The organism is Enterobacter sp. 50793107, assembly GCF_001463365.1.
Classification (GTDB): Bacteria; Pseudomonadota; Gammaproteobacteria; order Enterobacterales; family Enterobacteriaceae; genus Enterobacter; species Enterobacter cloacae.
The window spans coordinates 1-19,517 of the sequence record NZ_LNII01000044.1; the positions used below are offsets into that span (position 1 = coordinate 1).

At 54.9% G+C, this 19,517-nt stretch carries 19 protein-coding genes and 1 tRNA gene; 12 read left to right on the forward strand and 8 right to left on the reverse strand.

Annotated elements, in window-relative coordinates:
- Positions 1 to 68: 68 nt before the first annotated feature.
- Positions 69 to 145: transfer RNA gene (locus APU11_RS05685), tRNA-Met, on the reverse strand.
- A gap of 209 nt (positions 146 to 354) precedes the next feature.
- On the opposite strand from APU11_RS05685, the gene mltA reads away from it, so the two are divergent.
- Both mltA and tcdA read left to right on the forward strand, forming a co-directional pair.
- Positions 355 to 1,452 (forward strand): murein transglycosylase A, encoded by a 1,098-nt coding sequence (gene mltA / locus APU11_RS05690; protein ID WP_060578363.1) that lies wholly within the window; start codon positions 355 to 357, stop codon positions 1,450 to 1,452.
- Positions 1,453 to 1,528: 76 nt separating this feature from the next.
- The gene (gene tcdA / locus APU11_RS05695; protein ID WP_014833111.1) at positions 1,529 to 2,335 is read left to right on the forward strand and encodes a tRNA cyclic N6-threonylcarbamoyladenosine(37) synthase TcdA; all 807 of its coding nucleotides are present in this window, start codon (positions 1,529 to 1,531) and stop codon (positions 2,333 to 2,335) included.
- Here tcdA and csdE read toward each other — a convergent pair.
- Together csdE and csdA are read right to left on the reverse strand one after the other, a co-directional pair.
- A complete protein-coding gene (csdE, locus tag APU11_RS05700; protein ID WP_023622033.1) occupies positions 2,326 to 2,772 on the reverse strand; it encodes a cysteine desulfurase sulfur acceptor subunit CsdE in 447 nt (148 codons plus the stop codon). The two genes, tcdA and csdE, sit on opposite strands and share 10 nt — an antisense overlap.
- On the reverse strand, positions 2,772 to 3,977 hold the full coding sequence (csdA, locus tag APU11_RS05705) for a cysteine desulfurase CsdA (protein WP_058650447.1): 1,206 nt from the start codon (positions 3,975 to 3,977) through the stop codon (positions 2,772 to 2,774). The genes csdE and csdA overlap by 1 nt, the downstream gene beginning before the upstream one ends.
- Before the next feature lie 192 nt (positions 3,978 to 4,169).
- On the opposite strand from csdA, the gene APU11_RS05710 reads away from it, so the two are divergent.
- From APU11_RS05710 to rlmM, 4 genes are all read left to right on the forward strand, one after another.
- Positions 4,170 to 4,397, forward strand: coding sequence for a YgdI/YgdR family lipoprotein (locus APU11_RS05710; RefSeq protein ID WP_008499648.1), 228 nt, complete (start codon positions 4,170 to 4,172; stop codon positions 4,395 to 4,397).
- Between the two features lie 349 nt (positions 4,398 to 4,746).
- On the forward strand, positions 4,747 to 5,664 hold the full coding sequence (gene gcvA, locus APU11_RS05715) for a glycine cleavage system transcriptional regulator GcvA (protein ID WP_023622031.1): 918 nt from the start codon (positions 4,747 to 4,749) through the stop codon (positions 5,662 to 5,664).
- Positions 5,665 to 5,703: 39 nt separating this feature from the next.
- The gene (locus APU11_RS05720; protein WP_003862756.1) at positions 5,704 to 6,099 is read left to right on the forward strand and encodes a DUF423 domain-containing protein; all 396 of its coding nucleotides are present in this window, start codon (positions 5,704 to 5,706) and stop codon (positions 6,097 to 6,099) included.
- A complete protein-coding gene (rlmM, locus tag APU11_RS05725) occupies positions 6,092 to 7,192 on the forward strand; it encodes a 23S rRNA (cytidine(2498)-2'-O)-methyltransferase RlmM (protein ID WP_013098534.1) in 1,101 nt (366 codons plus the stop codon). Before APU11_RS05720 ends, rlmM begins: the two co-directional genes overlap by 8 nt.
- Positions 7,193 to 7,234: 42 nt before the next feature.
- Here the strand turns inward: rlmM and xni are convergent, their stop codons facing one another.
- From xni to queF, 5 genes are all read right to left on the reverse strand, one after another.
- A complete protein-coding gene (gene xni / locus APU11_RS05730) occupies positions 7,235 to 7,990 on the reverse strand; it encodes a flap endonuclease Xni (RefSeq protein WP_044157526.1) in 756 nt (251 codons plus the stop codon).
- A gap of 112 nt (positions 7,991 to 8,102) precedes the next feature.
- Positions 8,103 to 9,470 carry an L-serine ammonia-lyase gene (locus APU11_RS05735; RefSeq protein WP_020689323.1) on the reverse strand — a complete coding sequence of 456 codons (1,368 nt, stop codon included), beginning with the start codon at positions 9,468 to 9,470 and terminating at the stop codon, positions 8,103 to 8,105.
- 65 nt (positions 9,471 to 9,535) lie between these two features.
- Positions 9,536 to 10,831, reverse strand: a complete 1,296-nt coding sequence (locus APU11_RS05740; protein WP_013098531.1) for an HAAAP family serine/threonine permease — start codon at positions 10,829 to 10,831, stop codon at positions 9,536 to 9,538.
- A 511-nt stretch (positions 10,832 to 11,342) separates the two neighbouring features.
- On the reverse strand, positions 11,343 to 12,707 hold the full coding sequence (gene ppnN, locus APU11_RS05745) for a nucleotide 5'-monophosphate nucleosidase PpnN (protein ID WP_013098530.1): 1,365 nt from the start codon (positions 12,705 to 12,707) through the stop codon (positions 11,343 to 11,345).
- Positions 12,708 to 12,823: 116 nt separating this feature from the next.
- Positions 12,824 to 13,666 (reverse strand): NADPH-dependent 7-cyano-7-deazaguanine reductase QueF, encoded by an 843-nt coding sequence (gene queF / locus APU11_RS05750; protein ID WP_013098529.1) that lies wholly within the window; start codon positions 13,664 to 13,666, stop codon positions 12,824 to 12,826.
- Between the two features lie 68 nt (positions 13,667 to 13,734).
- Here queF and syd point away from each other — a divergent pair, with 68 nt between their 5' ends.
- From syd to APU11_RS05780, 6 genes are all read left to right on the forward strand, one after another.
- Entirely contained in the window at positions 13,735 to 14,280 is a 546-nt protein-coding gene (syd, locus tag APU11_RS05755; RefSeq protein ID WP_058650448.1) for a SecY-interacting protein, read from the forward strand.
- A 630-nt stretch (positions 14,281 to 14,910) separates the two neighbouring features.
- A complete protein-coding gene (locus tag APU11_RS05760) occupies positions 14,911 to 15,240 on the forward strand; it encodes a YqcC family protein (protein WP_013098527.1) in 330 nt (109 codons plus the stop codon).
- The gene (gene truC, locus APU11_RS05765; protein ID WP_013098526.1) at positions 15,237 to 16,022 is read left to right on the forward strand and encodes a tRNA pseudouridine(65) synthase TruC; all 786 of its coding nucleotides are present in this window, start codon (positions 15,237 to 15,239) and stop codon (positions 16,020 to 16,022) included. The genes APU11_RS05760 and truC overlap by 4 nt, the downstream gene beginning before the upstream one ends.
- A 15-nt stretch (positions 16,023 to 16,037) precedes the next feature.
- Positions 16,038 to 16,484: a flavodoxin gene (locus APU11_RS05770; RefSeq protein ID WP_013098525.1), complete on the forward strand. Its 447-nt coding sequence runs from the start codon at positions 16,038 to 16,040 to the stop codon at positions 16,482 to 16,484.
- Positions 16,485 to 16,818: 334 nt separating this feature from the next.
- The gene (gene gudP / locus APU11_RS05775) at positions 16,819 to 18,174 is read left to right on the forward strand and encodes a galactarate/glucarate/glycerate transporter GudP (RefSeq protein WP_013098524.1); all 1,356 of its coding nucleotides are present in this window, start codon (positions 16,819 to 16,821) and stop codon (positions 18,172 to 18,174) included.
- Complete coding sequence (locus APU11_RS05780; protein ID WP_038420508.1) at positions 18,174 to 19,514, forward strand: enolase C-terminal domain-like protein; 1,341 nt, start codon at positions 18,174 to 18,176, stop codon at positions 19,512 to 19,514. The genes gudP and APU11_RS05780 overlap by 1 nt, the downstream gene beginning before the upstream one ends.
- Positions 19,515 to 19,517 lie beyond the last annotated feature (3 nt).

Here is a 19,517-nt window from a genome sequence, read left to right on the forward strand (position 1 = left end):
AGCCCGACGTGCTACCAGGCTGCTCCACCCCGCGTCACCGTACTGCTTATACTTCATCAAATTTTAATTGGTTGCGGGGGCCGGATTTGAACCGACGACCTTCGGGTTATGAGCCCGACGAGCTACCAGGCTGCTCCACCCCGCGTCCGTGGAAGCGCACTATACTCGGTTAGGTTTGTGATGCAACCCCTTTTTCACATAATTCATTAATTTTGTATGTAAATTGAACGACGCTGAAACCTTTGGACTATTTTTTGCTCAGAATTTGCCAAAGGGCATGTGATTCCGTTTCATTAGAACAGTGGGTTTGTTATCTTCATCACGCGGAAATGGGCAACTTAAAGACGAGATATAATGAAAGGACGTTGGGCAAAGTATCTGATCACGGGCGCAATGGTAGCCATTCTTGCGGCCTGTTCTTCTAAACCGACCGATCGCGGTCAACAGTATAAAGACGGGAAGTTATCCCAGCCTTTCTCTTTAGTTAACCAGCCGGATGCTGTCGGCGCACCGATCAACGCCGGTGATTTCTCCGAGCAGGTTTACCAGATCCGCAATGCGTCGCCGCGCCTGTATGGTGCCCAGAGTAGCGTCTATAACGCGGTGCAGGACTGGCTGCGCGCGGGCGGCGATACGCGCAATATGCGCCAGTTTGGTATCGACGCCTGGCAGATGGAAGGGGCGGACAACTACGGCAACGTGCAGTTTACCGGCTATTACACCCCGGTTATCCAGGCGCGACATACGCGTCAGGGCGAATTCCAGTATCCTATTTATCGTATGCCGCCAAAACGTGGTCGCCTGCCGTCCCGTGCGGAGATCTACGCCGGTGCGCTTAGCGAAAACTACGTCCTGGCTTACAGCAACTCCCTGATGGATAACTTCATCATGGACGTTCAGGGCAGCGGCTACATCGATTTTGGTGACGGTTCTCCGCTGAACTTCTTTAGCTACGCCGGTAAAAACGGCCATGCCTATCGCAGCATTGGTAAAGTGCTGATCGACCGTGGCGAAGTGAAAAAAGAAGTTATGTCGATGCAGGCGATCCGCGAGTGGGGCGAAAAACACAGTGAAGCCGAGGTACGCGAGCTGCTGGAGCAGAACCCGTCGTTCGTCTTCTTCAAACCGCAAAACTTTGCGCCGGTGAAAGGGGCGAGCGCCGTGCCGCTGATTGGCCGTGCGTCGGTAGCATCGGATCGTTCCATCATTCCTGCGGGCACCACGCTGCTGGCAGAAGTGCCGCTGCTGGATAATAACGGTAAATTTAACGGCCAGTACGAGCTACGTCTGATGGTGGCACTGGACGTTGGTGGCGCGATTAAAGGCCAGCACTTCGATATTTATCAGGGAATTGGTCCGGATGCCGGTCACCGGGCGGGCTGGTATAACCACTATGGTCGCGTATGGGTACTGAAGACAGCGCCTGGCACCGGAAACGTATTCAGCGGCTGATTATGGTATTCTGAGCGGAATACGGATTACTGTTCAGGGTGAGGAAAAACCTCACCCTTTTTACATCTGAGGTTTTATGTCTGTGGTAATCAGCGACGCCTGGCGCCAGCGTTTTGGCGGTACGGCACGTCTCTATGGTGAAAAAGCCCTGCAGCTGTTTGCGGATGCGCATGTCTGCGTCGTGGGCATTGGTGGTGTGGGCTCGTGGGCGGCAGAAGCGCTGGCGAGAACCGGTATTGGCGCAATCACGCTGATTGATATGGATGACGTGTGCGTCACCAACACCAACCGTCAAATCCATGCCCTGCGTGACAACGTCGGCCTGGCAAAATCTGAGGTCATGGCAGAGCGTATCCGCCTGATCAACCCGGAATGTCGGGTCACGGTGATTGATGATTTTGTGACGGCGGATAATGTCGCAGACTATATGAGTAAAGGCTACAGCTACGTGATTGACGCGATCGATAGCGTGCGTCCAAAAGCGGCGCTTATTGCGTACTGTCGTCGTTACAAGGTGCCACTGGTGACCACCGGTGGCGCAGGCGGACAAATCGATCCCACACAGATCCAGGTGGCCGATCTGGCTAAAACCATTCAGGATCCGCTGGCGGCCAAGCTGCGTGAACGTCTGAAAAGCGATTTTAACGTGGTGAAAAACAGCAAGGGCAAGCTGGGCGTCGACTGTGTTTTCTCGACTGAAGCGCTAGTGTATCCGCAGGCGGACGGCTCGGTGTGTGCAATGAAAAGCACGGCGGAAGGGCCAAAAAGGATGGATTGCGCCTCAGGATTTGGCGCGGCCACTATGGTGACCGCCTCTTTTGGCTTTGTGGCGGTGTCTCACGCACTGAAAAAGATGATGGCGAAGGCGGAACGTCAGGCCTGAGCCTGACGGGCGGCATCCTGCACCGCTTCGCTAAGGGCGACCAGGCCCTGACCGCGCGAGGCGCTTAGCTGCGCGCGCAGCCCTAACTCATCGAACAGAGCCAGCGGCGAGTGCGCCAGTAGCGTCGCCGCGCTTTTCCCTTCGATGGCGGTTAACAGCACCGCCAGCAGACCGCGAACGATACGTCCTTCGCTGTCGCCAAAGAAATGCAGTTTCTCACCGGATACGCTGAACCCAAGCCAGACGCGGTTTTCACAGCCCGCGATCTCTTTTGCCTGCGCTTTGAGATCGTCAGAAAGGGCCGGAAGCTGCTTACCCAGCAGGATCAGTTGACGATATTTATCTTCCCATTGTGTGAGCGGCGCGAAGGTCTGTTTTAACGTTTCTTCTGTGATCACTGTGCCAAACGGATGTCCGGCTAAAGCTGAGCTAGTCATTAATCCACCAGGAGTTCAAGGGCGTGGTCAACCGCGGAAATCAGCGCGTCGACATCGCTTTGGGTATTGTAAGGTGCAAACGAGGCGCGCAGTGTACCACTCACGCCAAGCGCTGCCAGCAGCGGCTGGGCACAGTGCTGCCCGGCACGCAGCGCAATGCCATATCCTGCCAGCAGGGTCACCATGTCGCTATGGTGTACGCCCGCAAAATCAAAGGCTACCAGGCTTGAATCCTGCACGCGGAACGAACGGAAGCCAGGGCGTTTTTTAAGCTCCTCTTCAGCCAGCGTCGCCAGACCCCGGCTCCAGCTCTCCGCCTGGACAATGTCCGTTTCGGCGAGCCATTCGAGTGCGGCGCTCAGGCCAATGACGCCCGCCACGTTTGGCGTACCCGCTTCCAGCCGGTAAGGGACGTCCTGGGTTTTAAAGCCCTCGAAAGAGACTTCCGCGATCATCTTGCCGCCACCGAGCCACGGCGTCATTTTTGCCAGCAGCTCAGGCTTACCGTACAGCGCCCCGATACCGGTTGGTCCGTAGAGCTTATGCCCTGAGAAGGCATAAAAATCGATATCCAGTTTTTGCACATCGGCCGGGAAATGGACCACGCCCTGCGCGCCGTCAACCATCACTATGATGCCGTTGGCATGCGCGATGCGGATAGCCTGCGCCAAATCCGGGCAGCCACCGGTGACGTTGGACATCTGTCCAAGCGCCAGAATGCGGCTGCGCGGTGTAATCAGCTCCGGTAACTGTGCTACGTCCGGCAGGTAATCTGTCCCCAGCGGGAGCTTCACCACCCGTGCCCCTGTTTGCTCTGCCACCATCAGCCATGGGACCAGGTTGGCGTGATGTTCCGCTTCACTGACGATGATCTCGTCTCCGGGCTGAAGCAGTGGGCGGGCATAACACTGGGCCACCATGTTTATGGCTTCGGTGGTACCCCGCGTCCAGACGATGTTTTTCCCGCTTTCGGCATTGAGCAGACGAGCAACCTGATCGCGTGCCGCTTCGTAGCGTGCGGTTAAGCGCTGGGCCTCGGCAAACTGGCTACGATGCACATTGCCTGCGCTCAGGCTATAAAACTGCTGCGTTGCCTCAATAACCGCCTGCGGCTTTAAGGCTGTGGCAGCGCTATCGAGATAAATACCGGCATCGGCCAGCGCCGGAAACTGTGCGCGAAACTGCGCAGGACTGAAAGCGTTCATGGAATTCCTCATTGCATTACTGAGATCGTCGCGCAATTTCAGCGGCAGGGCAAGGAGGTTGATATCTATCAGAATTGTCTGCTTATCCCAACGCCCCTGAAAAAGCAGGTTATGCTAAATAGTGTTAGGCGGATGTTTTAGCCTGTTATAAATCGAGGTTTGAATAGCATTAATTGCTAAAGGAGAAGAATCATGAATAAGACAGCTGCAATCATTTCTGCCTGTGCGTTTACTTTTGCCCTGAGCGCCTGTTCTGGTAACAACTACGTCATGCACACTAACGATGGTCGTTCCATTGTTTCGGAAGGGAAACCGACAACCGATAACGATACCGGGATGATTTCATACAAAGATGCTAACGGGAACAAGCAGCAGATCAACCGCACGGACGTGAAAGAGATGAAAGAGATCGAGCATTAACAGATCGCTAAGCAAAAAAAAGCACCGCAAATTGGCGGTGCTACATTAATCACTATGGACAGACAGGGTAAATGTACAGGAAGTGAAAAATTGGTAGCGTTGCTACCGTGGTCTGAATCGCAGACCAATTGCAAACACAACAACACAACATCACAACCGTAAGCCAAAAGCTCTTCAGAACACGCATTCCAAAAAAAGCTTCTCGTTCCGGCTCAGGAAGTGCCGCCACTATAGGTATTTGCTGGTAGTTCCTCAACGGACAAATTATAATGGCTCAGATAAAAAAAACTAATAGGTTAAACGTTGTTTCCTGTTTGTTAAATCTCGTTAACATCTAAGCCAGATAACCATGTCCAAGCGATTGCCACCCCTAAATGCATTACGTGTTTTTGATGCAGCAGCACGTCATCTAAGCTTCACCCGCGCAGCAGATGAGCTTTTTGTGACACAGGCCGCAGTAAGTCACCAAATCAAGTCCCTGGAGGATTTTCTGGGCCTCAAGCTGTTTCGCCGACGCAACCGTTCGCTGTTGCTGACGGAAGAGGGGCAGAGCTATTTTCAGGATATTAAAGAGATTTTTTCCCAGCTCACGGAAGCCACGCGCAAGCTGCAGGCCAGGAGTGCAAAAGGCGCACTGACGGTCAGTTTATTGCCCAGTTTTGCCATTCAGTGGCTGGTGCCCAGACTCTCAAGCTTTAACTCAGCTTATCCGGGAATTGATGTCAGGATCCAGGCGGTGGATCGTCAGGAAGACAAACTGGCGGACGATGTGGACGTTGCCATTTTTTATGGGCGTGGTAACTGGCCGGGCTTGCGTGTCGAGAAATTATACGCAGAATATCTGCTGCCAGTCTGTTCACCGCTGCTTTTGACAGGCGATAAAGCGTTAAAAACGCCCGCCGATCTGGCACAACATACGTTGTTACACGATGCTTCTCGCCGCGACTGGCAAACTTATACCCGTCAATTAGGTCTTAATCATATAAACGTGCAGCAGGGCCCCATCTTTAGCCACAGTGCGATGGTGCTACAGGCTGCCATTCACGGACAGGGCATTGCGTTGGCGAACAACGTCATGGCGCAGTCCGAAATTGAGGCCGGCCGTCTGGTTTGCCCTTTTAATGATGTACTGGTCAGCAAGAATGCGTTTTATCTGGTTTGTCATGACAGTCAGGCAGAACTGGGTAAAATAGCCGCTTTCCGGCAGTGGATACTGGCGAAAGCGGCGAGCGAGCAAGAAAAATTCCGCTTCAGGTATGAACAATAACTTTTGTGTGCCGGGCACGCATTACTTTAGGACTGAAACATGACCAGCCGATTCATGCTGATTTTTGCCGCGGTGAGTGGCTTTATTTTTGTTGCACTGGGCGCGTTTGGCGCACATGTCTTAAGCAAGTCTTTGGGTGTGGTGGAGATGGGCTGGATCCAGACCGGCCTTGAATACCAGGCGTTCCATACGCTGGCTATTTTTGGGCTGGCGGTAGCGATGCAGCGCCGCATCAGCATCTGGTTTTACTGGAGCAGCGTTTTCCTGGCGCTGGGTACGGTGCTGTTCAGCGGCAGCCTTTACTGCCTTGCGCTCTCGCATTTGCGCCTGTGGGCGTTTGTTACACCTGTCGGCGGCGTTAGCTTCCTGGCAGGGTGGGTATTAATGTTTATCGGAGCTATCCGTCTGAAACGCAAGGGCGTTGTTCATGAATAAGGTTGTTTTATATTGTCGCCCGGGGTTTGAGAAAGAGTGCGCCGCGGAAATTACGGATAAAGCGGCGAAGCGAGAAGTTTTCGGTTTTGCGCGCGTTAAGGATAATGCGGGCTATGTGGTGTTCGAATGCTACCAGCCTGACGATGCGGATAAGCTGGCACGCGAGCTGCCGTTCAGTTCACTGATCTTTGCGCGCCAGATGTTCGTCGCGGGTGAGCTGCTGAAAGATCTCCCGCCAGAAGATCGCATCACCCCGATTGTGGGCATGCTGCAGGGCGTGGTCGAGAAGGGGGGCGATTTGCGCGTTGAAGTGGCCGACACCAACGAAAGCAAAGAGCTGATGAAGTTCTGCCGTAAGTTCACCGTACCGCTGCGCGCGGCGCTGCGTGATGCCGGCGTGCTGACAAACTACGAAACGCCAAAACGTCCGGTCGTGCATATCTTCTTTATTGCCCCGGGCTGCTGCTACGCCGGTTACTCTTATACCAACAACAACTCTCCGTTCTTTATGGGGATCCCACGCCTGAAGTTCCCGGCTGATGCGCCGAGCCGTTCAACCCTGAAGCTGGAGGAGGCGTTTCACGTCTTTATTCCGGCGGATGAGTGGGATGAGCGTCTGGCCAACGGCATGTACGCGGTCGATCTCGGCGCGTGCCCAGGTGGCTGGACCTATCAGCTGGTGAAACGCAACATGTGGGTGTCGTCTGTTGATAACGGCCCGATGGCGCAAAGCCTGATGGACACCGGGCAGGTCACGTGGCTGCGTGAAGACGGTTTCCGCTATCGTCCAACCCGCAATAACATCTCCTGGATGGTGTGCGATATGGTGGAAAAACCAGCGAAAGTGGCGGCGCTGATGGCCTCCTGGCTGGTGAACGGCTGGTGCCGTGAGACGATTTTTAACCTCAAGCTGCCAATGAAAAAACGCTATGAGGAGGTCTCTCAGAACCTGGCCTATATTCAGCAGCAACTGGATGAACACGGCATTAACGTGGAGATCCAGGCGCGTCAGCTGTATCACGATCGCGAAGAGGTGACGGTGCATATTCGTCGCTGGTGGGCGGCCGTGGGCGGGCGTCGCGACGAGCGATAGGCCCCTCAACCTAACCCTCTCCTCAACGGGGAGAGGGGACGCTTAACGCTCTAATCTCAACTGCTGCAAATTCCCGTCCAGCTGTAAATCCGTCTGTAACGTCGCCACATCCCGGCAGATAAAGGCCATTTCTTTATGGGCCTCCAGCTTCTTACGCCATTTTTCCGGAACTTCGTCGAGCCGGGCGTAGATCCCTTCCAGGTTCTGAAAATCCGTCAGCAACTGTGCGGCGCTTTTTGGCCCAATACCGGCAACGCCCGGCACTTTAGAGCTGCTGATCCCCGCCAGCCCCCAGTAGTCAGGAAGTTGCTCAGGCGAGACGCCAAATTCACTGGCAATAAACGGGGCGTCGAGCCAGCGTTTCTGGAAGTAATCACGAATGCGGATAGTGGGTGAGAGCAGCTGGCAGTAGCCTTTATCCGTCGACACAATGGTTGCCTGATGCCCGGCGCTGGCCACTTTGACCGCAAGCGTCGCCGCGAGATCGTCCGCTTCATTGCCCTGGGCGCCCCAGCAGGGCACGCCGCGCTTTTCGAATGCCGAGCGAATCATCGGCATTTCTGAATGCAAATCGTCCGGCATGGGGGCCCGTCCGGCTTTATAGTCTGGCAAACGCTGATGTCGCCAGCCGGAATTACGCGCCTCGTCATCAAATACGGCCACGACATGCGTCGGTTCGCTGTGGCGAATAAGTTGCTCCAGCGCGTGCAAACAGGTGTCCTTACAGGGCGTGCCTTGCACTGCATGGATCCGGCGAATCAGGTTGAGCGCGTCGACGATAAGCAAATGAACAGCCACAGATAATCTCCCTTCTATCTCATGAAGGAAGGGTAACACTGTCAGCGGTATGAAACTATGCGCGGCGGGGAAAACAGGAAGAAGCCTCGCAAAACGAGGCTTCCTGAGAGGCTTAATCGCAGGTCACGATCTTCATTGCCAGACCACCGCGAGAGGTTTCACGGTATTTGGCGTTCATATCTTTACCGGTTTCGTACATGGTTTCGATAACCTTATCGAGGCAGACGCGTGGCTCGCTGGTGCGGCGCAGCGCCATACGTGCGGCGTTCACTGCCTTCACGGAGGCGATCGCGTTACGTTCGATACACGGCACCTGAACCTGTCCGGCAACCGGGTCACAGGTCAGCCCCAGGTTATGCTCCATGCCGATTTCGGCGGCGATGCAGACCTGCGCCGGGCTTGCGCCTAACAGCTCTGCCAGACCCGCAGCGGCCATGGAACAGGCCACGCCCACTTCACCCTGACAGCCCACTTCCGCGCCGGAAATGGAGGCGTTCATCTTATACAGAGAACCAATCGCACTGGCGACCAGCAGGTAGCGCGCCAGCGAGTTGGCGTTCACTTCACGGATAAACTTGTCGTAGTACGCCAGTACGGCCGGAACGATACCGCAGGCGCCGTTGGTTGGCGCCGTGACCACGCGGCCCCCTGCGGCGTTCTCTTCGTTCACCGCCAGGGCGAACATGTTGATCCAGTCTACGACGGCCATTGGGTCGGTGGTCGTTTTATCGGTGCTCACCAGCATACGGCGCAGCGCGGCCGCACGACGCGGTACGCGAAGCTTACCGGGCAGAACGCCTTCGGTGGTGATCCCGCGTTCAATCCCGCCGCGCATCACCTCCCAGACGTTAGCAAAGTGCTGTTCCAGCTCCGCTTTGCTGTGCAGGGCCAGCTCGTTTTTCATCATCAGACCGGAGAGGGAAAGCCCCGTCTCCTGACAGTGACGCTGGAGATCGGCCGCAGTTTTGTACGGATACGGCACGTCAACAGATGAGGTGCTGGTTTGACCAAAGTGGTCTTCGTCGACAATAAACCCGCCGCCGATAGAGTAATAGGTCTGGCTGTAAACCGCAGTGTCGCCGGCCAGCGCGGTAATGCGCATGCCGTTTTCGTGCAGCGACAGGTTGTCCGCATGGAAATTCATGCAATGGTCAACCGGGAATTCCACTTCGTGTTCGCCGTTTGCCAGCAGCAGGCGACCGTGGGTGTTTACGTCCTGGATGAAGCCAGGGATCGCATCAATATCAACGGTATCCGGCAGGTTTCCCGCCAGGCCCATGATAATGGCGATATCGGTATGGTGGCCTTTTCCGGTCAGGGAAAGCGAGCCGTACACATCGACAACCACGCGGGTGATGTCGTGCAAGATGCCGCGTGCAATCAAGTCATCCGTGAACTGCTTACCGGCTTTCATTGGTCCGACAGTGTGAGAGCTGGAAGGACCAATACCGATTTTGAAGATATCGAATACGCTAATCATGATGCGTCCATTGCTTTCAGTCAGAGAGGAAGGAGTGCGCCGTCCGGGGACGGCGCGGGTGATAATCAGAACATGGTGTACAGGGAGTAGAAGATCGCAGAGATAGCGATAAGCCCCATGATAACCACAAAGATGTTGCTCACATGACCGCTGTACTTACGCATAGCAGGGACTTTCTGAATTGCGTACATCGGCATCAGGAACAAAATCATCGCGATAACCGGACCGCCCAGGGTTTCAATCATGCCCAGGATGCTTGGGTTCAGCGTAGCAACGGCCCAGGTGGTAAGCAGCATGAACAGTGCAGTGATTTTGTTCAGCTTGCTGATTTCAATGCTCTTGCCTTTACCGCGCAGAGATTTGATCACCATACCGTTAAAACCTTCACGTGCGCCCAGGTAGTGGCCGAGGAAGGATTTGGTGATGGCGATAATGGCGATGATCGGTGCCATCCACGCAATAATCGGTGCGTTAAAGTGGTTCGCCAAGTAAGACAGAATGGAGATGTTCTGCTCTTTCGCTGCTGCCAGGTCCGCCGGGGAGAGGCTCAGTACGCAGCTGAAGACGAAGAACATTACGGTCAGCACCATCATGATGTGTGCACGTGCCAGGATGCTGGAGCACTTCTTCTCTGCGCCTGCGCCGTACTCTTCACGCTTCGCCACGGCGAAGGAAGAGATGATCGGGGAGTGGTTAAAGGAGAAGACCATTACCGGAATCGCCAGCCACAGGGTCATCATCAGGCCGTTACCGGTTGCAGATGCGCTGCTCAGGGAGAGGGTTTCCAGCGCCGCACCGTTCCACTGTGGGATCAGGTAGCAGGCCAGCACCATCAGTGCGGCAACAAACGGGAACACCAGGACGCTCATCGCTTTAACGATCATCTGCTCGCCGAAGCGCACGATGGTCATCATACCGACGATCAGGATCAGGGACAGAATGGCACGCGGTGGCGGCGTCATCTGCAGCTGGTGCGTCATGAAGCTTTCAACGGTGTTGGTGATCGCCACGCTGTAAACCAGCAGAATCGGGTAAATGGCGAAGAAGTAGAGCAGGGTAATCAGTTTCCCTGCGCCAACGCCGAAATGCTCTTCAACCACTTCAGTGATGTCTTCGCCCGGGTTTTTACCGGACAGCACGAAGCGGGTCAGACCGCGGTGTGCGAAGAAGGTCATCGGGAACGCGATGATGGCCATAATGATCAGCGGGATCAGACCGCCGACGCCTGCGTTGATAGGAAGGAACAGTACACCAGCGCCGATTGCTGTGCCGTAAAGGCCAAGCATCCACATGGTATCCGTTTTGCGCCAACCACTTCGGGATTCAATCGAAGCAACGGTGCTGGTTTGAGTGGTTTCCATCTGTATCTCCTGGAGGAAGCAAATTGTCAGGTTTGTAGTCAAATCCGATGAAAAAATGCCTGACGGTAATATGAAATTCGTTCAGTGACGGTTTTTTAATAATTTTCACCCGTAACTATTGGCGGGCGGAAAGATACATTCTACTTATGAATGTATCAGTGATCGCGATCCCAAATGCAATAATCCACTCATGATGTGGGTATATTTAGACCATTTCTCTGTTAAAAAAACATCAAAGAGAATTTACGGGCGCGAAGGCTACCATTAACAACATATGTCCGGAAAGAGCGGCCCCGAAGATAGGTGTCTTGCGCTGTAAAGATGGTGGGTTTTAGGATTTTCTGATGAGTAATTTGCTTTAAAGCTGATAATTTATGGTTTTAAAATCCAGGTAATCGTTTGCGTTGGCGTGCAGTTTATAAATTCTATAAGCGATAACTATGAATTGATGCGAAAAAAAGGCCGGGTAACGACAGAACGCGCCCCGGCCCTCAGAAGAACGATTAACGCCTTATGTGCAGATTTCGTAGCAAGGAATATAAGCCGAGCCCGGCAGCTTCATACGGTGTTGGGCGACAAAGCCTTGCAGCATGTCGTCCATGCGGCGCATCATCTCCGGGTCACCGTGGATCTTATACGGGCCAAACTGCTCGATGGCGCGGATCCCCACCTCTTTCACGTTACCCGCCACAATGCCCGAGAAGGCGCGTCGCAGGTCGGCGGCCAGCACTTCTACCGGCTGGTCAGGATAGAGTTTCAGGTTCGCCATATTCTCATGCGAAGGCTCGAACGGGATCTGCAGATCCGGCGCAATACGGATTGACCAGTTAAAGCTGTAGGCATCACCGGTATCACGACGGTTCTCTTTCACCAGCGGCATCGCTTTTTTCATCTGACGCGCCACTTCTGCTGCATCGTCAATGATAATGCGATAGTGACGACGCGCGGCTTCACCCAGCGTATGCACGATAAACTCGTCCAGCACGCGGAAGTAGTCGGCACTCTCTTTCGGCCCGGTCAGGATCAGCGGCAGAACCTGATCTTTGTTGGCCGGGTTCATCAGGATCCCCAGCAGATAGAGCAGCTCCTCTGCCGTACCCACGCCGCCCGGGAAGATGATGATGCCGTGAGCGATACGGACAAACGCTTCCAGACGCTTTTCGATATCCGGCATGATAATCAGCTCGTTGACCAGCGGGTTAGGTGGCTCAGCGGCGATGATCGACGGCTCGGTCATGCCGATAAAGCGCCCCTCTTTATAACGCTGCTGGGCATGACCCACGGCGGCACCTTTCATTGGCGCTTCCATCGCGCCTGGGCCACAGCCGGTGCAGATATTCAGCTCACGCAGACCGAGCTGGGTACCCACCCGACGGGCGTACAGGTATTCGGTTTCGTTAATGGAGTGACCGCCCCAGCAGACGACCATATTCGGTGCTTCGCCAACGTGCAGGGCACGGGCGTTACGCAGAATAGAAAACACCAGGTTGGTGATATGAACCGAGCTTTCCAGGTCAAGATGCTGGAAGCGGCCCGCGTTGTGGATCTGCCCGTTAACAAACAGGATGTCACGCAGCACGGCAAACAGGTTGGCCTGCAGGGAACGAATAATCCGCCCGTCGACGAAGGCCTCTTCCGGCGGGTTGATCACTTCAAGTTTTACGCCGCGCTCGCGGCGCAGCACGTTGATATCAAAGCTTTCGAAGCGGGATAACAGTTCTTTACTGTTGTCTGTCAGGCTTCCGGAGTTCAGTACGGCAAGTGAACAGTTACGAAACAGTTGATAAAGATCGCTGCTGGCCGTGCGTTTAAGCATGTCCACTTCCAGCTGCGACAACATATCCATTGAGCCAAGCGGGCTAATATGTGTAATCAAGTGAGCTCCTTATGGGACGATTATCGTCATTCCCTGCTGATTACAATAGCCCTGCCGCGTGACGTTTCACAACCTAAAGCGCTGCATTACCCGCGCATATTGTGAAAATATTTATATTACTGACGCACCAGTCGGCCCGTTGCAGGCACAAAATCGGTATTGGTGCGCCACGGGTTAATATCCAGCCCGCCACGACGGGTGTAGCGCGCGTACACGCTCAGCGTTTCTGGCTGGCAGAAGCGCTGAATATCGCTGAAGATGCGCTCCACGCACTGCTCGTGGAATTCGTTGTGATGGCGGAACGACACCAGATAGCGCAGCAGCTTTTCCCGGTCAATTTTGGGGCCGCGATACTGGATTTGCACAGAACCCCAGTCCGGCTGGTGGGTGATCAGGCAGTTGGACTTCAGCAGATGGCTGACCAGCGTCTCTTCCACGATCTTCCCGCTTGCCGCATTTTCCAGGTACCCGGCGCTGAACTCGTAGTTATCCACCTCGATATCCTGATCGTCAATGCAGGTGCCGTTAAAATGGGCGACAGGTTGCCCTTCCAGTTCATTCAGGCGATACAGCGCAACGGTCACGTTGCCCTGGGCACAGGCGCGTAAATCACGCTCCAGCGTGTGCTGAACCTCTTCCAGGCTGGTGAATTTGGTCTGATTAAAACTGTTGAGATACAGCTTGAAGCTTTTGGATTCCACCAGGTTAAGGCTGGCATGATCCAGCTCAACCTGGCCTACCGCCACCTGCGGCAGACCGCGAGCATTCAGCCAGGAGAGCTCATACAGCGTCCAGATATCACCGCCGACAAACGGCAGCGCGTCTGCACGCAGCCCTAAAGGATCGCGGTTAAGGCTGCGCGGAACGCCCTGCAGCAGGCTGGCATCGTAGGTGTCGCGGTAATCGGTCGATTTACCCAGCGTTAAGCCACTTAACGCCTGATGATTTTCGTAAGACATGTTTCATAGTCACTTTACAGGTACACTTAGGGCTGAGTTTATCCTGTCTTACCAGAAGAGAGAAATCGGTGGATATCGAAACTGCAAATGCCCTTAAGACCTTCACGACCCGTTACTGCGACGCATGGCATGACACCCAGGGCACCTGGCCGCAAAGTGCTGATCTCTATGGTGTGCCTTCGCCCTGCATTATCTCTTCGGTGGACGACTACGTTATCTGGCAGCCGCAGCCCTGGTCTGTCGAGGAGAATGTAAATGCGGTTGAACGGGCAATGGACATTGTGGTACAATCAGCGGTTCACGCGTTCTACACCACGCAGTTTGCAGGGGATATGCCTGCCCGCTTTGGTGAGATAACGCTGACGCTGTTGCAGACCTGGAGCGAAGACGATCTGCAGCGTGTTCAGGAAAACCTGATTGGTCATCTGGTCACGCAAAAACGCCTTAAGCTTTCTCCGACACTCTTTATTGCCACGCTGGACAGTGAACTGGATGTTATTTCCGTCTGCAACCTGTCTGGTGAAGTGATCAAAGAGACAATCGGCACCCGCAATCGCGAGACCCTCGCCCCCTCACTTGCGGATTTCCTTACCCGACTTGAGCCGCTTCTGTAATCCATCATGCTACAGCGCGTGTGAGAGATCTCTTACACGGTTTGTGAGAGATCGCCGCAACGATCAGTATTACCTTACGTAATTAAGAAAAATATTATGATAATTATCAAAGTATTAATAAAATTCTGACGCAGCAAACCCGCTTTTCAGAGGCTGACAACGCTTACAGGGTGGGTTGTAAGACGAAGCGGAATAGCGGATTCTATCTCTGTCGACAGGACGCCGACACGAGAAACGAACATCAGGATGATGGCGCTTCTCACACAGGACACGTCAGGATGGCGCTGCAGGAAGGCTTCAGGATGAAGCAAAGGATAACGCAGGACGCGTAAGGGACACCTCCAGGAAGGAGAACGAGAGCCGCTCAGGATGGTCGGTGGGTCAGGATGGCCAGGACGTTTCAGGATGAAACAGACACATCAGGACGATGTGTGCAGGATGCAAACAGTTTACGGATGAACAGGCCTTCGGGCTTCAGGAAAAGTTGTCACGGAAGAGCAGGGAGCATAAATTGTAGCTGGAATGCTGCGAAACGAACCGGGAGCACTGTTTTTACAGTGCTCCCTTTTTTTATTTCTGCTGCCTGCAATGCTATGCTGCGCGCCGTTCATTTTTTCAGTTGAGGTTACTATGACGCAACACGATAGCGTTCGTGCCCGGTTGCACGCCATCGAAGCTCTTTTGCGCCAACATCAGCTGTGGCAGGAGACCGCGCCGCAGCCAGAGGCGTTCGCAAGTACCCAGCCGTTCTGCCTGGATACGCTGGCACCGTTTGAGTGGCTCCAGTGGGTGTTAATTCCCCGTATGCATGCGCTGCTGGAGGGGGGACATCCGCTGCCGCAGGCGTTTGCGGTCTCGCCTTACTATGAAATGGCGCTGGAGGCCACCCACCCGGCGCGTGCTGTCATGCTGGCTGAGCTGGAAAAGCTGGATGCGCTGTTTGCCGGTGATGACGCATGACGCTTGAGATCCTCTATCAGGATGAGTGGCTGGTGGCAGTGAACAAACCGTCGGGATGGCTGGTGCACCGCAGCTGGCTGGATCGTGACGAGAAGGTGGTTGTGATGCAGACCGTGCGCGACCAGATTGGTCAGCATGTGTTTACCGCCCATCGCCTGGACAGACCCACCTCCGGTGTACTGCTGATGGGATTGTCCAGCGAAGCGGGTCGTCTGCTGGCGCAGCAGTTTGAGCAGCATCAGATCCAGAAACGCTACCACGCGATCGTGCGTGGCTGGCTGACAGAAGCCGCCACGCTTGACTATCCTCTGGTGGAAGAGCTGGACAAAATCGCCGATAAATTTGCCCGTGATGACAAAGGTCCGCAACCTGCGGTAACCGAGTATCGCGGTATGGCGACGACTGAAATGCCGGTGGCAACCAGCAAATTTCCCACCACTCGCTACAGCCTGGTTGAGCTTTTGCCCAAAACCGGGCGTAAACACCAGCTCCGCCGACACCTGAAGCATTTGCGACATCCGATTATCGGTGACAGCAAGCATGGCGATCTGCGCCAGAACCGCAGTGCGGCTGAACATTTTGGTTGCGATCGTCTGATGCTGCACGCAAGCGAACTGAGCCTGACGCATCCGTTTACCGGCAAACCTCTGACGATCCATGCGGGTCTGGATGATGTCTGGATGCAGGCGCTGTCACAGTTTGGCTGGCTGGGGCAACTCCCCAAAAATGAAAGGGTTGAGTTTGTACCGGGCAACGTTCAGGATGAACGGCAAGCGCAATAATTTAGGGAACATATCATGGCTGAAGTAGGCATTTTTGTCGGTACAATGTACGGCAACTCGCTGCTGGTTGCGGAAGAGGCGGAAGCGATACTCACAAGCCAGGGTCATAAAGCCACGGTTTATGAAGACCCGGAACTGGCAGACTGGGAAAAGTATAAAGATAAATACATTCTGGTGGTCACCTCCACCACCGGGCAGGGCGATCTGCCGGACAGCATCGTGCCGCTTTTCCAGGGCATTAAAGATATTGGCTACCAGCCGGACGTTCACTACGGCATCATCGCCCTGGGCGACAGCTCTTACGCCAATTTCTGCGGCGGCGGCAAGCAGTTCGACGCACTCCTGCAGGAACAGAGCGCCCAGCGCGTGGGCGACATGCTGCTGATTGACGCCGGTGAACACCCGGAACCCGAAAGCGAATCAAACCCGTGGGTTGAGAACTGGGCCACACTGCTTAAATAACATCCTGCCCGGCGGCGCTTCGCTTGCGCGGGCCTGCGGGTTATTCAGGCCGGGTCAGGCGTTGCCGCCACCCGGCGATAACTTCCGCACCAAACGCCAATTCCGTGAACCATCTTCCATTCTTTTAGGCTTTTGCCACAAACAACCTTTCTCATGCCCCTTAATGTTGTGTTTTTGCACGGTGAGAGAACGTGTCACTCCTTCATATACTTTCCCGGTCACAATAAAACGGCTTCAGGCCGTACCAAAACGACAAACACAAATCTCATTCTGATTACCCTACCGGTGCTGTACAGAGTGAACCAGGCGAAAGCTATGTTTCAGGAGTGCAACAATGAGTACATTAAGCCACGCGGCGAGCAGTGCGGAGAAGCGCACTAACGCTCGCTACTGGATAGTGGTGATGCTGTTTATCGTCACGTCCTTTAACTATGGTGACCGCGCCACGCTGTCGATTGCCGGCTCTGAAATGGCAAAAGACATTGGGCTTGATCCGGTTGGCATGGGGTATGTTTTCTCCGCATTTTCATGGGCCTATGTTATTGGTCAGATCCCGGGTGGCTGGCTGCTCGATCGTTTTGGATCCAAGCGCGTCTACTTCTGGTCCATCTTTATCTGGTCGATGTTTACCCTGTTGCAGGGCTTCGTCGATATCTTCAGCGGCTTCGGTATTATCGTCGCGCTCTTTACTCTCCGCTTCCTGGTGGGGTTAGCAGAAGCGCCATCCTTCCCGGGTAATAGCCGCATCGTGGCCGCCTGGTTCCCGGCGCAGGAGAGGGGAACGGCGGTGGCGATTTTTAACTCTGCCCAGTATTTCGCGACAGTGATCTTTGCGCCAATCATGGGCTGGCTGACGCATGAAGTGGGCTGGTCACACGTCTTCTTCTTCATGGGCGGATTGGGGATTGTCATCAGCTTTATCTGGCTGAAAGTGATCCACGAGCCGAACCAACATCCGGGCGTGAACAAGAAAGAGCTGGAGTACATTGCGGAAGGCGGGGCGCTGATCAACATGGATCAGAAAAGCCAAAAAGCAAAAGTTCCGTTGAGCCAGAAATGGGCGCAGATCAAGCAGCTTGTCGGTTCGCGCATGATGATTGGCATCTACCTGGGGCAGTACTGCATTAACGCCTTAACCTACTTCTTTATCACCTGGTTCCCGGTCTATCTGGTGCAGGCACGCGGTATGTCGATTCTGAAAGCAGGCTTTGTCGCCTCCGTACCGGCTATCTGCGGCTTTGTGGGGGGCGTACTGGGTGGGGTGATTTCCGACTGGCTGATGCGTCGTACCGGTTCGCTGAACATCGCCCGTAAAACGCCAATTGTGCTCGGCATGTTGCTTTCAATGACCATGGTGTTCTGTAACTACGTCAGCGCGGAGTGGATGATCATCGGCTTTATGGCGATGGCCTTCTTCGGGAAAGGGATTGGTGCGCTGGGCTGGGCAGTGATGGCGGATACCGCGCCAAAAGAGATCAGCGGCCTGAGCGGCGGTCTGTTTAACATGTTCGGCAACATCTCCGGGATTGTCACCCCGATTGCCATTGGCTACATCGTCGGGACCACGGGCTCATTCAACGGTGCGCTGATTTATGTGGGTGTGCACGCCCTGGTGGCGGTCCTGAGCTATCTGGTGCTGGTGGGTGATATCAAACGCATTGAACTCAAACCTGTAGCGGAGCGTGGCTGATGACAACACAATCGAGCCCGGTTATTACCGACATGAAGGTCATCCCGGTGGCCGGCCAGGACAGCATGCTGCTTAACATTGGCGGCGCGCATAACGCCTGGTTTACCCGCAATATCGTGGTGCTGACCGACAGCGCAGGGAACACCGGCGTTGGGGAAGCGCCGGGTGGTGAGGTAATTTTCCAGACGCTGTCAGACGCCATTCCGCAGGTGGTCGGCCAGGAGGTCGCCCGTCTGAATAAAGTGGTCCAGCGTGTTCACAAAGGCAACCAGTCGGCGGACTTTGACACCTTCGGCAAAGGCGCCTGGACGTTTGAGCTGCGCGTCAATGCCGTCGCCGCGCTGGAGGCCGCCCTGCTCGATTTGCTCGGTAAGGCGCTGAACGTTCCGGTCTGTGAACTGCTGGGGCCGGGCAAACAGCGTGACGCGGTGACGGTACTCGGCTATCTGTTTTATGTTGGCGATCGGCAAAAAACCGATCTGCCTTATCTGGCGCACTCGCCGGGCCACCATGAGTGGTATCACCTGCGTCACCAGGAGGCGCTCTCCAGTGACGCGGTGGTTCGGCTGGCCGAGGCGGCACAGGACCGCTACGGTTTTAAAGACTTCAAACTCAAAGGCGGGGTATTACCCGGCGAGCAGGAGATTGAAACCGCGCGTGCGCTCAAGAAACGTTTTCCGGATGCCCGCATTACCGTTGACCCTAACGGTGCCTGGCTGCTGGATGAGGCTATCGCCCTGTGCAAAGGGCTGGGGGATGTCCTGACCTACGCGGAAGATCCGGTTGGGGCTGAACAAGGCTTCTCGGGTCGCGAGGTGATGGCGGAATTCCGACGTGCCACCGGGCTACCGGTCGCTACGAACATGATCGCCACCAACTGGCGTGAAATGGGCCATGCGGTCATGCTGAATGCGGTCGATATTCCGCTGGCAGACCCGCACTTCTGGACGCTTTCTGGCGCCGTGCGTGTGGCGCAGCTGTGTGATGACTGGGGGCTCACCTGGGGTTGTCACTCCAATAACCATTTCGATATTTCGCTGGCGATGTTTACCCATGTTGGCGCGGCGGCACCGGGTCACCCAACCGCTATCGACACACACTGGATTTGGCAGGAGGGTGAGGCCCGTCTGACGAAAAATCCGCTGGAAATTAAAAACGGCACCATCGCGGTACCGGATGCGCCGGGATTGGGCGTGGAGATTGACTGGGATCAGGTCCACAAGGCGCATGAAGCGTATAAAAAACTGCCGGGCGGCGCGCGTAATGATGCCGGGCCGATGCAGTACCTGATCCCTGGCTGGACATTTGACCGTAAGCGCCCTGTTTTTGGACGTCACTGATAA